This is a genomic window from Collinsella sp. i05-0019-G5 (assembly GCF_042851345.1).
Taxonomy (GTDB): Bacteria; Actinomycetota; Coriobacteriia; order Coriobacteriales; family Coriobacteriaceae; genus Collinsella.
Genome location: NZ_AP031421.1, coordinates 507,922 through 521,304 on the forward strand (window position 1 = coordinate 507,922; position 13,383 = coordinate 521,304).

Consider the following 13,383-nt stretch of genomic DNA (forward strand, 5'->3'; position numbering starts at 1 on the left):
GCGCCTTCCTTCCTCTTCGCGCTCTGCTTTCGGCTCTGGGGCCTACTCGGTCTGGCAGTAAGGGAATCCGGGGCGGGGGCGAACCCAGACGTTCGTCGCCGAGTTGTAGTTGGCATTGCCGTTGTTGTTGACGTAGCACACGTTGGACGACGAGCCACCCATGACGGAACGCAGCCACCAATTGTACCGATAAACAAGGCGCGACCGCCGCCCATTATAGCGAACGCAGGCGCTCTAGCTCGGCCTCGGCCTCGGCTATGCGCTCCTCGGCGGATTTCTTGCCGGTCACCCGCACGTTCTTGCGTGCGCCCTTCAGCAGCCTGATCTCCTCCTCGACCATGGCCGCCAGCTCCTCGAAGCGGTTGGCGTTCACCGGCAGGCCGATATCCATGAGGCACTGCATGTCCAGCATCAGCTGCTCGCAGTCCGCTATGGCCAGCGTCAGGTAGCGTTTCCTCTCCAGCGCGTTGAACGAGCTGTTGGGATAGAAGCAGTCGGCGCGGTTGACGTTGTACACGATGCTGCGCGCCGTCTCCACGGTCGGCACCGCGTTCAGCAGACGATAGGTCTTCGGAACCACGGAGGACGACGCCATCAGCTTGTTGACCTCCACGCGGATGGCGATGGCCTGCGTGAAGAACTTGTACTCGGAAACCTCGCGGTTGCGCTGGTAGACGCCGCTCACGTGCACCTCCTGGGGAAACTGGCGGAAAAACCGGCCCGCTTCGCGGGCGAGAGGCGACCGCGCAAGGCGGTCGCCTAAAAGCAGAGTATAGAGCACTCGGCTGGCTAGCCGACGAGGAAGCCGGGGCGGGGGCGAACCCAGACGTACGTCGCCGAGGTGTAGGTGGCATAGCCGCTGCCGCTGAAGTAGCACACGTTGGACGACGAGCCACCCATGACGGAACGCAGCCACCAAGCGTACCGAGTTCCGTTGATTCGGTGCGCGGTGTCCCTGAACAGGTCCCACTGGCAGTCAAAGCCGACGCTGTAGCCCTTGGTGCCCCACACTGGGCAGCCGTACACCTCCATCTCGGACAGCGAGAACACCTTGCCGATATCCTGCCAGCTCCACGAGTTGGAGTCGTTGAGCGCGCCGCTGGCGCTGTAACGCTCCTCAAGCAGGACGCGCTGGGTCAGCAGGTACTTGGTCAGCCCCTCGGGCAGGCACGCCTCGAAGGCCGTCTCCCACGCCTTGAGGTTGCTGTTGGGGTAGGGGCATTTCTGGTCGGCGGTGCCCTGGTTCGTGTTGGTCGTGTTCCACATCAGGAAGCTGTCGTTGGCAACGCCGGTCACGGTCTTGGCCACGGCGATGGGCGCGGAGGCCACGAAGGCGATGTGGTGGCCTTTGGAGCTGTCGCCGCAGCAGTAGTACGGGTCGAAGTGCGCCAGGAGGAAGCGCACGGACTGCTGGGCCGCCACGCCCGACGCGCTTACCAGCGGCACGTCGATGTAGTCTCCCACGCGCAGGCCCGCGAAGTTGCCGCTGGCGGCTCGCTTGTGCAGCGCGTCGTACACGCTGCCGCTGCCGGTCTCTCCCGCCAGGATGGTGGCGATGTTCTGCCCGCCGTACTTGCCGATTTGGCCCTGGCGGTTGTACTCGGCGTTGTTGAGCGCCGTCTGCGCGTTGCTGCGCGCGGTATCGTCGATGACCTCGTAGCCGATGCCGCCCACCGACAGGATTTTCGCTTGTGCCATTTCGTTGTCTTTCTACTTGAGGTTGAGGGTTGTGCCGGACGCCGTGCAGGTGCTCCCGAACGTGATGGTGCTGCCAGATGCACTGGCCTTGGAGGCGGGGCAGTACACGGTGCCGTCGTCGTAGATGAACGCGTCCGTGGCGTCGGCCAGCTTGCCGTACAGGTCGGCTATCTGCTGCCTCTGCTTGGCCATGTCCGAGCTGCCCGCGCTGCCCTGCGCCACGCTGTTGGCTATCTGCAGGGCGATGTTTGCCGCCGCGTCGGCGTTCGAGGCCGCGCCGTTTGCCGCAGCCGTGGCGGCTTGCGAGGCCGTCTTCAGCTGCGACGCCTCGGTCACGCGGTCGCTTTCCGCCGTGGCTCGCCCCTTCTCGGCCTCTGCGCGCTTGGTTTCGTCTGTCTGGCGTGCCTTCTCGTTCGTGGCGCGCTGGTTTTCCGCGCTCGCGCGGGAGGCCTCGGCCTTCTGCATCTGCGCGTTCAGCGCGCTCACGTCGGCTAGCTGCCCTTCGAGGTTCGCGATGATCGCCTCCACCGCATCGACGTACGGGCCGGATATCTCGCCCGACGCGCTCGCCGAGGGCAGCACGTTCACCAGGACGTTCTCGGTGGTGGCGTCCAGCCCTGCCGCGTTCCGCACGCGCACGTAGCACACCTTGAGCAGCCCGGCCACGCCGAAGACGGCGGGGTCGACCGTCACGGTGGCCACGTTGTCGCTGATGCCAGTGAACTGCTGCTCCACGTAGGTGTGGTCGGGCTTCGCAGCCATGAGGTGCACCTTGCAGCCCGTCAGGGCCGCCTTCTTGTCGCCGTCGTAGATGGCGGCCTTCAGGACCTCGGCGCTGTCGCCCTGGTGCACGGTGATGACGGGCGGCGCTATGTTGGTCTTCTTGAGGTTGAGCGTAAGCTCGTGCGTTGCCATGTCTCATTCCTTTCCTTCGGCCGCAAGTGTCCGCGATATGTCGCCGGGCTGCGCTCTGTGGACCCCGCATATCTCCTCGTCGGTGAGCGCCGAGAAGTCCACGGCGTTAGCCTCGCCGCCTTCCGCGTCCATGACGGCCACGGGGCTGGACACGAGCGTGAAGCCGCCCTTGCCGTCGAACTCGAACACGTCTTCCGATTCCACGATGGCCCGCGCCGTGGCCGGGTCGCTGATGCACTCGAACACCGGAAGCGCCTCGGGCGGCTTCGGCGCACCGTCGAGCGCCTGCGGCGCTTCGGGCTGCTGCACAAGGTGGTAGAACATTCCGTTTCCTCTCTCGCTGGTCTAGTTTCCCGTGATGCTGCTCATGCCGGTGATGATTCCGTTCACCACGTTGATGGTGCCCCACTTCCAGGTGTTGCCGTTGTTGGTGATGCACCCGATGAACTGCGTGGAGCCCGTGTACCCGTAGGTGCCGCCGCTGCTCGGACTGGTTCCTATGGCGAACTTCGGGGCGAGTATCCTGGCGGTGCCCGACGACCCAATGTCTGCGCGGCTGCTATCCAGGTACACGTAGTTGTTGGAGTTCTCCTGCAGCTTCACGTACGCCGAGCCGCCCGCGTTGCTGTTGCCGCTCCTCATGTACAGCTGCTCGTCGGGATGGCTCATGTAGCCCGCGTAGTAGGGGGTCGTCAGCCACGTCTGGCGGTAGTAGCGGTTGACTGCCAGGAAGCCGTAGCCGCAGGCGGATATGCCCACGCCGTCGGTCGAGCTCGCCGTGGGGCTGTCCTTCGCGTGGACGGCCTCGATGGTGCAGTACTCGGTCGAGCCGTTCACGAACGACGCTCCCGGGTGGTTGTTCGTCGTCGTGCCGGTGGTGATGTAGTTGGTTGACGACGTGCCGACCATGTTGCAGCGGAACATGGAGGTGCTGCCCACCAGCACGGTGCCCGCGATGATGGAGCCGTTCTTGTCGTATATCTGGAAGCCGTTGGTGGCGTTGATATAGACCCTGTTGCCGTTGCTGTCGGTCATGAAGATGGAGCCGTCGCGCAGGTAGAAGGCCCCGCTGTCGAGGTCCCAGTACGAGTTCCCGCCCTTGATGCGGCCCGTGGTCAGCTCGTCGGCGGTCACGCCGTCGCCGGTTATGGCCGTGCGCCACTTCCACGCGCCGCTGGAGTACTTGGAGTTGGCCACGCCGATGATTCCGCCGCCTATCTTGACGCACTTGGTGGCGCTCTCGGGCTTTTTGTCGTACACCAGGATGCCTTGGCCGGGCTCCTCGTACACCCAGCCACCCGTGGTGTTCACCTCGCTGTTGAGCATGTCAACGATCTTCTTGCGGATATCCGTCGGCAGCTGGTCGAGCTGTTTCTGCAGCCCATCCACCTCGCCCTCGGCGCTCGTCAGCCGTTCGTCCAACTTGCCCGTGACGCCTTCCAGGTACTCCTTGTTGGCCTCGTCTATCTGCTTGAGCACGCTCTCGCTTTGCTCTATCGACGTGTCGGTGTACAGGCGCAGCACCTCGTCCAGGGTCAGGTTGCCGTCGTCGGAGTACTTCTTCAGCGCCTCCTCCAGCGTGGTGTCCCCGTTGTCGGCGTACTCCTTGAGGGCCTTGTCCAGCTCGTCCCTTATCTGGTCGGTGTAGTCCTGGGCGGCGCCGCCGACCTCCTTGGCGTACGCCTTCTGGCGCTCCTCGGCGGCCGCCAGGCTCTCGCCCCATTTGCCGGTCGATGCCTTGTTCGAGGCGTTCACGGCCTCGGTCACGGTCGCCCGGATGGTCGAGGCGGTGGACTTGGCGGCCGACTTCTGCGCGGCCATCAGCTCGGCGACCGTCTGGTAGTTGCCGAACGTGTAGGTGACCTCGCCGGGGCGCAGCTGGTCCTCCACCACCTTGGTGATGCGCGTGCGCACGCGCAGCGGCGGGTCGTACACCTTGTCCACCACGGTCACCAGGTCGCCTTCGTCCGCGCCCTCGAAGCCCTCGCCGGCGCGCGCGAGCGCCACGGCGTCCACAGTGTAGGACACGGTGGGCACGCACGACTTCGCCAGCTGCGCCTCGGTGAGCTTCTTCAGCTCGGCGGCGTCCTCGCAGTCGGAGAACTCCACGTCGCCGAACACGTGCGCCTTGCCGCCCTTGCCGTCGGGCCGTCCCCAGCGCGCCAGCGCGTCGGCCGACCCCACCCAGTTCTGCCCGCCGTTCACGCCGCCGAAGGTCAGCTTGCGATCGTAGCCGCCCGTCAGGTTGCCGTCCTCGTCGGCGGTCTGCAGGGACTTGCCGTAGCCGTACAGGGCGGTGCACACGTTGCCCTCGTCCACGCTGCGCTTGACGCTCACGAGGTCCTTGGCGTAGGTGAAACGCTTGCCGTTGTCCTCGCCGACCTGCTTGGCCATGCACACGCGGCGTGCGGTCACCTTGGTGCCGCTCACCTGGATTTCGAACGACAGCTCGCCGCCCCAAGTGTCTGCCACGTCGTGGATGGCCGCCCATGCGTTGGTGTGGTAGAAGTTCGTGCCGGCCTGCCCGAGGTCGGCCACGGTTCCGACCTGCCAGCGCGAGGAGGACAGCGCCGAGGCCAGCGCGGCGTAGGCGCTCACGTCGTAGGGGCGCTTGTCCTCCAGGTAGTCGCCCAGGAGCTCGATTTGCGCCGAGGTCGGGCAGTAGTACGTGTAGAGGATGCCCGCGCTTGCGCGCTCCTCCTCCACGCCGTCCACGATGTTCTCGTGCCAGCGGCCCTTGAGGTCGCGCCACACCAGGCGGTCGCCCTTGTCCAGGCGCGCCAGCGTTGTGATGCTCAGGGCGTTCTCGCCGTTGACCTCGCGCGTGTCCTCGCACTCGAACAGCGTCTTGATGGGTCCCTTGTACGCCTCCCAGCGGTCGCATGCCCACAGAATCATCAGCCCACGTACCTTTCCGTCCACTGTACCGTCGCGGTGCCGCTGGACAGCTTGAGGCTGTTGGCCCCCGGCTCCAGCGGGAAGAAGTCACTCTCGAAGGTCACGGGCGCGGGGCTGCCGTCCACCGTGGCCTGCGGGGCGGCCATGTCGATGACCACCGCGCTCGATGCCGTCACCGCCTTGTCGATCTGCACGAACTCGCCCGTGCCCATGTTCGTCAGCCGCAGCGCCGACGTGCTGCCGCCGGGCCTGACGGTCACGGTGGGGTAGGTGCGGAACGTCCCGCCCACCTGCACGCCCGAGGTGCCCGACACGGTTGCTCGCCCCTCGGCCCCGTAGGCCACGGGGTCGTATGCCGTGAACGTCAGCGTGGCCTCGCCGGTGTGCCACAACGTGTCGAGCGCGCCCGGCGAGGTCAGCACGGCCATGTAGCGCAGGCCCAGGTGCCTCTCGTCGTCCAGCCACAGCTCGGCCTCCTTGAGGCACAGCAGGCGCGAGGCCATGAGGCGGCGAAGGGCCGCCATATCGTCGGCGGGGCGCGCCCTCCAGGCCGCCGCCACGTCTATCGTCAGGGGTTTCAGCTCTGCGCGCATGAAGCGCGAGCCGGGCTGCCCGGGCACGTCGCGCGTGGCGATTTCGTACTCGGGCAGCAGCGAGCGGGTCACGAGCCGGGTGTCGAACCACGGCGCGAAGTCGAAGCCGTTGTATATCATGCGAAGCACTCCTGCCGTTTGATTTCCTTGGCTATCTGGCGGGAGATTTTCTCGATGTCGGCCTCCTCCCGCACGGTCGCGTACAGGTTGATTGTCACGTTCGTGTCGCCATGGGCCGCGCCGCCCTTGCCGTCGAGCAGCTTGGCGATGCCCTCGGCCAGCGGGCGCGCGCCGCGCTCGTTGAACGGCACCACGCCCTCGGGGCCCGCCTCGCCGACGCCGATGACGCTGGGGCCGTTGAACACGCCGCCCTTGGCGTACCAGTCGATGCCGAAGTGCGGCACGCTCGGCGGGGCGATGCTGAAGCTGCCGGAGATGGACAGGTGCGGCAGCTTCAGGTGGGGCAGCGACCACGAGAAGTTGAAGAACCCCTTGATGGAGTCGATGACGTTGCGCACGGTGTCGCGGGCGTTCTGTATCGGCGTCTCGATGGCGCTCTTGATGGAGTTCCACACGCTGCTCACGGTGTCCTTGGCGGCGTTGAACACACTGGAGATCGTGTCGCGGATGCCGTTCACGATGCTGGATATGGTGGAGCTGATGCCGCCCCACACGCTCGACGCCGTGCTGCTCACGGCCCCCCATATGGAGTCCCACACCGCCTGAATTGCCGACAGCACCGCCGATATGGTGGAGCTGATGGCATTGATGGCCGCGCCTATCGCCGAGCTGATGGCATCCCATATGCTGGAGGCGGTGAAGCTCACCGCGCCCCACACCGTGTCCCACACGCCCTGGATGACCCAAAGGGCTGCGTCTATCACGTCGCTAACGTACTGGATGTATGCGCTCACCGCGCCGTAGATGGCCTCCCATATGGCGCTGGCGGTGCCGCTGATGCCTTCCCACGTCGCGCCCCACCATTCGGAGAGCGCCGTCACCACGTCGGTGATGACCTGGCTCACCGCGTCGATGTAGCTTCCCACCGCGCTGCAGATTGCGTCCCATGCCGCCGTCAGCTGCTCGCCGAAGTTCTCCCAGATGAAGTTCCAGGGTATGAGCAGCGTCTCGATGGCCAGGTTCAGAATCTCGCCCAGCAGCATCACGGCGACCTGCACCACGTTGCAGATGCCGTCCCAGATGGACGAGGCGGTGCCGGCCAGGCCTTGGAAGAACCCGGCTATGGCGTCGATGGCCCCCTGCACCGTGGAGCAGATGCCGTCCCACACGCCGCCCAGCGTCTCGCCGAGCTGCGAAAAGAACTCGCCGACGCTTTGGGCCACGTCGCCCGCCACCTGGGTGGCCACCTCGAACGCGGCGCACACGGCATCCCACGCGGCGGTCACCGCGTCGCGGAACTCCTCGCAGTTGTTCCACAGCAGCACCACGGCGGCGATGATGGCCGCTATGGCCGCTACCACGGGGTGCGCGGCTATGAGCCCCAGCGCGCCGGTGCCCAGCTTGCCGACCACCTGGAAGGCCGCTCCGATTTTCGGCACGGTGTCCACGACGGTGCCGACCGTCGACAGCACGGGGCCTATGGCGGCCGCTATCGTGGCGATCGCCAGCACGGCGGTCTGGCCGCCCTCGCCGATGCCGGCGAACCACTCGGAGAACGACTTGACGACACCCGCCACGTTGGTGGCGATGTTGAGCAGTGGCTCGCCAAGCGGCTCGATGGAGCCCTGCAGCTCGCGCATGGCCTCCTGCGATTTCACGGCGAAGCTGTCTGAGGCGGCCTCCTGGGCCTGCTGCGCAGCGCCCGCCACGTCGCCGAAGCTGTCCTGCACGCCCGCCAGGGACTCGATCATGCCCATGGCATTGTCCTCGCCCAGCGAGGACCACAGGGTGGAGGCCAGCGCGGCCTTGTCGTACTCGTTTGGCATCTGCGTGAGGTCGCCCAGCACCGCCTGCAGCATGTCCTCGGCGGTGGCGCTGCCGTTCTTGAAGTTCTCGAAGACCTCCTGCGTGCCCTCGCTGAACGAGCCGATGGATTCCTCCATGCGGCCGTCGGACAGCGCCGTCAGGAACTCGTTGAGATAGTCGCCCACCTTGTCCAGGTTGTACGCGCCGTTGGACGTGCCCGCTTCGAGCAGCGAGAAGTACTCGCTGGCGCTCATTCCCGCCTCGCCCCATCGCACGGAGTATTCGCTCAGGTTGTCGCCCAGCTCGTCGGTGTAGTTCAGGCCGCGCTGCATGCCCGCCGTCAGCAGGTCGCTGGCCTCGGTGGCGGACAGCCCGAAGCCCTCCATGAGGGCGTTGGTGCCGCGTATGGACTCGTTCACGTCTGCGCCGAAGGTGTCCGACAGCATGAGTGCGTTGGTGGTGACGGTCTGCAGGTCCTCGTCGGACACGTCGCGAAGGGTGGACTTGCACTGGATCAGCGCATCGTTGACCTCGTCCAGGGACTGGCCCCAGCCACCCTCGTATATGCGCTTGCCTATGCCGCTGAAACGCTCGGCCTCCTCGCCGGACACGCCGAACGCGGCGGCTATGCGGGCGTTGGCCTGCTCGTAGTCGCTGGCCACGCCGAATACGGCCTTGCCGGCGGCCACCACGGGCGCGGTCAGCGTCACCGTGGCGGCCGTGCCGGCCTTCTTGAACGAGGACGACAGCTTCGCGGCCTTCTCGTCGCCCTCGGTTATGTTCTTCCAGGAGATGCCCTGGAGGTCGCGTTCCAGGGCCTTGATGTTCTTGGATACGTCAACGGTGTCGAGCACCGCTTTGATGATGACGTTGCCGTCCATGCTCACCTCGTCGCTCTCTTGAGCGCGGCGAACACATCGCGCATCGCCGCGTCGCTTCCTTCCTCAGAGCCGTGTGAGCTGCGGCCTTTGCCGAGTTCGAACGCCTTGTGGGCGGCGTTCCAGGCCTCGACCTCCTGCCTGTTGTATTTGGTTGGTTTCGGCTTGGTCGCCGGGTTGCGGTAGTGGATGGCCGCGCCGAGCGGCGTGTCCTGCGGGCAGCCGCCCACGAGTGCCACGAACTCGGCGAAGCTGATGCGACCGCGCGCCTCGTCCCACTCGATGCCGTAGGCCTGGCGGAAGCTGGTGCGTATGCGCGCCGCGTCCTCCTCCAAGTCCCACAGCGGGGTCTCGTGCGGGCGGTCGCCGCTCAGGTCGAGTCCGCACATGTCCCATACCGCCGCGTCGCGCATCCGCACGAACTCGGCGGCGTCGTAGTCGCATGCGCACCACGCGTCCATCCAGTCCACGAAGAACAGCGCCAGGAACTCGTCCCGGCGTTGGTCGTCGGACTTGCCCTCGTCGGTCAGCACCTCGATGACGCGGATGATCGTGAGCGCGTCGTCGCGCACCAGCACCTCCTCGCCGTTCCACGGGTAGCGCGTGGCGCTCGTGCCATCGGGCAGCCGCACCCGCTCGGCCGTGAGCGCGGCTGGCAGCATTACTTGCCGCCCTTCTTCTTGCGCTTGGCCTTGGCGCGGCGCTGGGCGCGGTTGAGCGCCTGGACCTGATCGGCGCGCTCGCTGTATGCAAGGCCGCACGCCATCAGTTGCTCGCTGGTCGCGTGGCGCGCCAACATGTTGAGGAACGTGGCGAAGACCTCGCCCAGGATGCGGATGTTCTCCTCGGGCGCGATGGGGCCCTCGTCGCCGCCCATCCACGCGAGCAGCTGCTCCCAGCCCTCGGTGCCGATGAACGTCGAGATGGTGCGCTTCATGAGGCGGGCCTGTGCGGCGTTGGCCTCGGCCGCCTTCTCGGGGGTGTCGGCCTCGCGGGCCATCTGCTCGTTGGCCTGCGCGCGGTCGATGGCGTTGCCGACCTTGGCCAGGTACTCCTCGATGTGCTTGTCGTCGAACCACACGCGGAAGCGCGGCGTGTCGGGGTTCTCCTCGGGGTCCTCGAAGAACACGTCCTCGTACGCGCGGATGTTTTTCAGAAGTTCCATTTGTTGCCCCTTTCGTGAGCGGTGAGCGTCGGGCATAGAAAAGGGGCGCGGGCCGCTCACTAGCCCGCGCCCCCATGTCCAGGAGGTTATGTCTGGTGTCGCCTGCGGCTACTTCGCCGCCACGGTGACCTTCACCTGCGTGCAGATGCTCGGCTTGGACGCGCAGCGCACGGTGATGACCGCCTCGCCTGCGGCCACGCCCGTCACGTTGCCGTCGCTGTCGACGGTGGCCACGTCGGTGTTGCCCGATGCGAAGAAGCACTTGGCGTTCGCCTCGGCGGGCGTGACGGTCGGCGCGAGCTTCATGGACTTGCCCACGGCCGGGCCGGTCGGCGCGGTGCAGGTGACGCCCGTGGGCTGCTTGAGCTTGTTGGCGGGGATGTAGCGCATAGCGCCAGCGCCCGAGATTGTGCAGGAGAACGCGCCGGGGTCGGACGCCGCGCCCTGCTGCGAGCCGACGGTCAGGCCCAGGTAGGTGCAGTCGCCCTCAACCACGTCGCCGTTGGGGTCGGTGTGGCGGAAGTGGCCCGTGCGGCCCTCGCCGGTCTCAAGCGCCAGGCTGGCAACGAAGTCCTGCGCGGGGTCGCCGTAGCAGCGGTCGCCTGTGACCTCGTACTGCGGCTGCACGCTCTTTACCTTGTCGGTGGGAGTGCCGTAGCCGTCGTAGTAGTCCTTGGTCTCGGTGGTCTCGTTGGTGGTCGGCTTCACCTCGGTGATGCCGCGCGAGAAGATGGCCCACGTGGGGCTGGCCGCGTCTGGCGTGGTGTCGATCTCCAGCGCGCTCATGTAGTTGGGCGCGAAGCCCAGGTCTTGGTTCTTTGCCATCGTTATCCCTTCTCTATGGTTATGGTCGCTTTGATTCGGAACTCCCACAGGTACGGCCCGCCCTCGGGCGGCGTTATCTCCTGCGGCTCGGTGTACAGCGACGCGCTCGTGAAGCCGTAGGAGCCTGTGGGCGAGGACAGGTCGGCCCCGTCCAGCGCGTCGGCCAGGTCGTAGGCGTCGCCCATGGCCTTGGCCTCGGAGGTGTCCTTCACGATGACCTGCAGCACGTATCCCACGCGGCGGGTGCCGTCCATGTGGCGCACCACGTCGGTGGTGGGCATGGGCCGCAGCACCACCGCGTCGTCGTGGCCGCGCGATGCGGCCAGGCGGGTGAGGAGCACCGGGCCGTAGCCCAGGGCCTCTATGGCGGCCTTCGCCGCCTCCATCACGTCCGGGGCCATGTCACGCCCCCTCGGTCAGGAGGTCGACGGCCAGGCGCTCCCAGTCCTCGCCGTGCGCTTCCTTCGCGGCCTTCGGCCAGTCGGCCTTGGCCCTCGGGTTCTTGCCGTGCTTGATGGAGCTGTCGGGCAGGTCGCGCACGTAGGCGGCGTAGTCGGCGTCCCATATGACGAGGCCCTGCCTGAAGTCGGAGGCGGCCTGCATGGAGTTGTGCATGCGCTTGGTGTCCTCTGGCGTGAACGCGTTCATGTCCTCGGCCACGCTCATGGCGAACTTCACCTGCTTGGCCTCCAGCTCCTTCGCGCTGAAACGCTTCATGAGCTTGGTCAGGTCGACCGTAACTGCTGCGGGCATGGCTACCTCACCTCCAGTTCCCAGTGGTGGGGACGGGTGCCGAACGCGCGGCGGGGCGTGCACCTCGCCACGTTCATCCACTCGCCCCCGTCGATGCTCACGCGGCTGCCCACTGGCACGTCGAACATGCCGGGGCTGTCCGCGCCGTCCGCTATCACGAGGCCCTGCGCGCCGTCGCCCAGGGCGTACTCGCGCACGAGCCACGCCGAGACGGGCTCGAAGCGCACGCGGCGCACCTCGACGGGCTGCTCGAACTCGCCGCCGTAGCCGCCCTCCCTGGGCACCTTGACGGACATGGTGGAGGGCCGCGCCGAGCGCGGCACCCGCATCATCTGGTACCCCCGATGCCCGCGTAGAGCAGCGGCGTTCCAAGCAGCTCGCGGCGGACGGCGGCCTCCATGTCGCTGCGGTAGGTGCTGGCCCCTTCGGTACCGGGGTTCCACGAGAACGAGCCGACGGTGAAGCCGCCGCCCTCCATGATGCCGCCCGAGCATCCGTACGCGGCATCGACCTCGCAGGCCGCCATGACCGCGCGCGCCCACTCCTCGGAGCCGTCCGGCTCGTTGGGGAAGATCAGGTCGCGCACGGCTGCCGTGGCGTGGGGGAGCGCCGCCTTGAACTCCTCGGCGGACAGCTCCCCACGCCCGGCTGCCAGGTAGTCCTCGTGGGTCGGGGCTCTAGTTTCCATCGTCCTCGGCCGCCTCGGGCTTTTCCGTCTTGCCCTTGGCGGGCTGCTCGTCTGCGGCCTTCGCCTCGGGCTTTTCCGCCTTGCCCTTGGCGGGCTTGGCCTTCTTCGGGGCCTCCTTCTCGAAGGCCAGTCCAACGGTGCGCATGTCGCGCCTCCTTCCTACGCGGCCTTCATGCCTGCGGTAATGTAGTGCGCCAGGTTCTCGCGCACGCCGCACACGCCGTACTTGCGGTACTTGAACAGGTGGCCGAAGCCCTGCTGGTTGTCTTCGGCGTCGATGACCTTGCCGTGCGCGAAGTTCCAGCGCAGCACCACGGCGTCCTTGTGGACGATGAGGAAGTTCATGTCCACCGCGCCGGTGCCCTTCTTGTAGTGGCCGATCTCCTCGTCCTTGGTGGTGCCGTCCAGGAGGTCGATGGCGCTGTAGAAGCGGGACTGCGGCACCTTCACGATGGAGGAGAAGCCGTCCAGCGCCTCGCGGGACTTGGTGGTGTCCAGGTCCTTCACCATGCCGAGCAGGGTGGGGGTGATGAACAGCACGCGGCCCTCTTCCGGCACCTCTTTCTCGTCCATGTCGCACATGGCGGCGTTCAAGCCCTTGAGCATGTCCGCGCCGTCGGCGTAGGTCTTCTGCTCCTTGGTGATGCCGGTGCCTGCGCACAGCGTGGAGAACACGAACGCGTCTCCCTCGGGCACCACCTTGGTGCGGTTGAAGTGCGCGGCGGCGTTGCCGAACGCCAGGTTGAAGGACTGGGCGTCCACTTTCTGGTCGATTTCCAGGATGGTGCCGCGGTCGTAGTTGGCGCTGATGGGCTTCCAAGTCAGGGACGCGCCGCTGTTCTGCGGCAGTCGCCCGTTGGCCTGCACGTCGCCCAGGCCGCCCATGGAGTAGACGGGGTAGTAGAACTCGCCCAGCTGCTCCATCTGCGCGATGTTGCCCTGCGGCGCGGCGCTCTCAAGCACTGCGGTCAGGGATTCCTTGCGGTACGCCTCCATGAGCACGTTCTCGTAGCCCTTGGGCAGTTCGATGCTGTTTGGCATGAT

17 protein-coding genes are annotated in these 13,383 nt (G+C 66.6%); all 17 read right to left on the reverse strand.

The window, feature by feature from the left end; all coding sequences use genetic code 11:
• Positions 1 to 42: 42 nt before the first annotated feature.
• The gene (locus tag ACGHIZ_RS02155) at positions 43 to 162 is read right to left on the reverse strand and encodes a hypothetical protein (protein WP_006235543.1); all 120 of its coding nucleotides are present in this window, start codon (positions 160 to 162) and stop codon (positions 43 to 45) included.
• Positions 163 to 214: 52 nt separating this feature from the next.
• Positions 215 to 685 carry a hypothetical protein gene (locus ACGHIZ_RS02160; RefSeq protein WP_390447100.1) on the reverse strand — a complete coding sequence of 157 codons (471 nt, stop codon included), beginning with the start codon at positions 683 to 685 and terminating at the stop codon, positions 215 to 217.
• A 104-nt stretch (positions 686 to 789) separates the two neighbouring features.
• On the reverse strand, positions 790 to 1,698 hold the full coding sequence (locus ACGHIZ_RS02165; RefSeq protein WP_390448810.1) for a DUF6273 domain-containing protein: 909 nt from the start codon (positions 1,696 to 1,698) through the stop codon (positions 790 to 792).
• 12 nt (positions 1,699 to 1,710) lie between these two features.
• Positions 1,711 to 2,613, reverse strand: a complete 903-nt coding sequence (locus ACGHIZ_RS02170; RefSeq protein WP_390448813.1) for a BppU family phage baseplate upper protein — start codon at positions 2,611 to 2,613, stop codon at positions 1,711 to 1,713.
• Positions 2,614 to 2,616: 3 nt separating this feature from the next.
• Positions 2,617 to 2,937, reverse strand: coding sequence for a hypothetical protein (locus ACGHIZ_RS02175; RefSeq protein WP_117637887.1), 321 nt, complete (start codon positions 2,935 to 2,937; stop codon positions 2,617 to 2,619).
• Between the two features lie 21 nt (positions 2,938 to 2,958).
• The gene (locus ACGHIZ_RS02180; protein WP_390448816.1) at positions 2,959 to 5,511 is read right to left on the reverse strand and encodes a phage tail spike protein; all 2,553 of its coding nucleotides are present in this window, start codon (positions 5,509 to 5,511) and stop codon (positions 2,959 to 2,961) included.
• On the reverse strand, positions 5,511 to 6,224 hold the full coding sequence (locus tag ACGHIZ_RS02185; protein WP_117637885.1) for a distal tail protein Dit: 714 nt from the start codon (positions 6,222 to 6,224) through the stop codon (positions 5,511 to 5,513). The genes ACGHIZ_RS02180 and ACGHIZ_RS02185 overlap by 1 nt, the downstream gene beginning before the upstream one ends.
• A complete protein-coding gene (locus tag ACGHIZ_RS02190) occupies positions 6,221 to 8,911 on the reverse strand; it encodes a phage tail tape measure protein (RefSeq protein WP_390448820.1) in 2,691 nt (896 codons plus the stop codon). The genes ACGHIZ_RS02185 and ACGHIZ_RS02190 overlap by 4 nt, the downstream gene beginning before the upstream one ends.
• Before the next feature lie 2 nt (positions 8,912 to 8,913).
• A complete protein-coding gene (locus tag ACGHIZ_RS02195) occupies positions 8,914 to 9,570 on the reverse strand; it encodes a Gp15 family bacteriophage protein (protein ID WP_390448823.1) in 657 nt (218 codons plus the stop codon).
• Entirely contained in the window at positions 9,570 to 10,073 is a 504-nt protein-coding gene (locus ACGHIZ_RS02200) for a hypothetical protein (RefSeq protein ID WP_390448826.1), read from the reverse strand. Before ACGHIZ_RS02200 ends, ACGHIZ_RS02195 begins: the two co-directional genes overlap by 1 nt.
• Before the next feature lie 108 nt (positions 10,074 to 10,181).
• Positions 10,182 to 10,898, reverse strand: a complete 717-nt coding sequence (locus ACGHIZ_RS02205; RefSeq protein ID WP_117637882.1) for a phage tail tube protein — start codon at positions 10,896 to 10,898, stop codon at positions 10,182 to 10,184.
• A gap of 2 nt (positions 10,899 to 10,900) precedes the next feature.
• The gene (locus tag ACGHIZ_RS02210; RefSeq protein ID WP_117637881.1) at positions 10,901 to 11,299 is read right to left on the reverse strand and encodes a minor capsid protein; all 399 of its coding nucleotides are present in this window, start codon (positions 11,297 to 11,299) and stop codon (positions 10,901 to 10,903) included.
• 1 nt (position 11,300) lies between these two features.
• Complete coding sequence (locus ACGHIZ_RS02215; RefSeq protein WP_118349157.1) at positions 11,301 to 11,651, reverse strand: minor capsid protein; 351 nt, start codon at positions 11,649 to 11,651, stop codon at positions 11,301 to 11,303.
• 2 nt (positions 11,652 to 11,653) lie between these two features.
• Positions 11,654 to 11,947: a putative minor capsid protein gene (locus ACGHIZ_RS02220; protein ID WP_147336073.1), complete on the reverse strand. Its 294-nt coding sequence runs from the start codon at positions 11,945 to 11,947 to the stop codon at positions 11,654 to 11,656.
• A 32-nt stretch (positions 11,948 to 11,979) separates the two neighbouring features.
• A complete protein-coding gene (locus ACGHIZ_RS02225; protein WP_117637878.1) occupies positions 11,980 to 12,339 on the reverse strand; it encodes a hypothetical protein in 360 nt (119 codons plus the stop codon).
• On the reverse strand, positions 12,329 to 12,484 hold the full coding sequence (locus tag ACGHIZ_RS02230) for a hypothetical protein (RefSeq protein ID WP_271736837.1): 156 nt from the start codon (positions 12,482 to 12,484) through the stop codon (positions 12,329 to 12,331). The genes ACGHIZ_RS02225 and ACGHIZ_RS02230 overlap by 11 nt, the downstream gene beginning before the upstream one ends.
• A gap of 14 nt (positions 12,485 to 12,498) precedes the next feature.
• The gene (locus ACGHIZ_RS02235; protein WP_117637877.1) at positions 12,499 to 13,380 is read right to left on the reverse strand and encodes a hypothetical protein; all 882 of its coding nucleotides are present in this window, start codon (positions 13,378 to 13,380) and stop codon (positions 12,499 to 12,501) included.
• Positions 13,381 to 13,383: the final 3 nt, after the last annotated feature.

Bases quoted from the DNA above. Each gene is read 5' to 3' on its own strand.
- ACGHIZ_RS02155 (WP_006235543.1), bottom strand. From the start codon at position 162: ATGGGTGGCTCGTCGTCCAACGTGTGCTACGTCAACAACAACGGCAAT.
- ACGHIZ_RS02165 (WP_390448810.1), bottom strand. From the start codon at position 1,698: ATGGCACAAGCGAAAATCCTGTCGGTGGGCGGCATCGGCTACGAGGTC.
- ACGHIZ_RS02170 (WP_390448813.1), bottom strand. From the start codon at position 2,613: ATGGCAACGCACGAGCTTACGCTCAACCTCAAGAAGACCAACATAGCG.
- ACGHIZ_RS02175 (WP_117637887.1), bottom strand. From the start codon at position 2,937: ATGTTCTACCACCTTGTGCAGCAGCCCGAAGCGCCGCAGGCGCTCGAC.
- ACGHIZ_RS02180 (WP_390448816.1), bottom strand. From the start codon at position 5,511: ATGATTCTGTGGGCATGCGACCGCTGGGAGGCGTACAAGGGACCCATC.
- ACGHIZ_RS02185 (WP_117637885.1), bottom strand. From the start codon at position 6,224: ATGATATACAACGGCTTCGACTTCGCGCCGTGGTTCGACACCCGGCTC.
- ACGHIZ_RS02190 (WP_390448820.1), bottom strand. From the start codon at position 8,911: ATGGACGGCAACGTCATCATCAAAGCGGTGCTCGACACCGTTGACGTA.
- ACGHIZ_RS02195 (WP_390448823.1), bottom strand. From the start codon at position 9,570: ATGCTGCCAGCCGCGCTCACGGCCGAGCGGGTGCGGCTGCCCGATGGC.
- ACGHIZ_RS02200 (WP_390448826.1), bottom strand. From the start codon at position 10,073: ATGGAACTTCTGAAAAACATCCGCGCGTACGAGGACGTGTTCTTCGAG.
- ACGHIZ_RS02205 (WP_117637882.1), bottom strand. From the start codon at position 10,898: ATGGCAAAGAACCAAGACCTGGGCTTCGCGCCCAACTACATGAGCGCG.
- ACGHIZ_RS02210 (WP_117637881.1), bottom strand. From the start codon at position 11,299: ATGGCCCCGGACGTGATGGAGGCGGCGAAGGCCGCCATAGAGGCCCTG.
- ACGHIZ_RS02215 (WP_118349157.1), bottom strand. From the start codon at position 11,651: ATGCCCGCAGCAGTTACGGTCGACCTGACCAAGCTCATGAAGCGTTTC.
- ACGHIZ_RS02220 (WP_147336073.1), bottom strand. From the start codon at position 11,947: ATGTCCGTCAAGGTGCCCAGGGAGGGCGGCTACGGCGGCGAGTTCGAG.
- ACGHIZ_RS02225 (WP_117637878.1), bottom strand. From the start codon at position 12,339: ATGGAAACTAGAGCCCCGACCCACGAGGACTACCTGGCAGCCGGGCGT.
- ACGHIZ_RS02230 (WP_271736837.1), bottom strand. From the start codon at position 12,484: ATGCGCACCGTTGGACTGGCCTTCGAGAAGGAGGCCCCGAAGAAGGCC.
- ACGHIZ_RS02235 (WP_117637877.1), bottom strand. From the start codon at position 13,380: ATGCCAAACAGCATCGAACTGCCCAAGGGCTACGAGAACGTGCTCATG.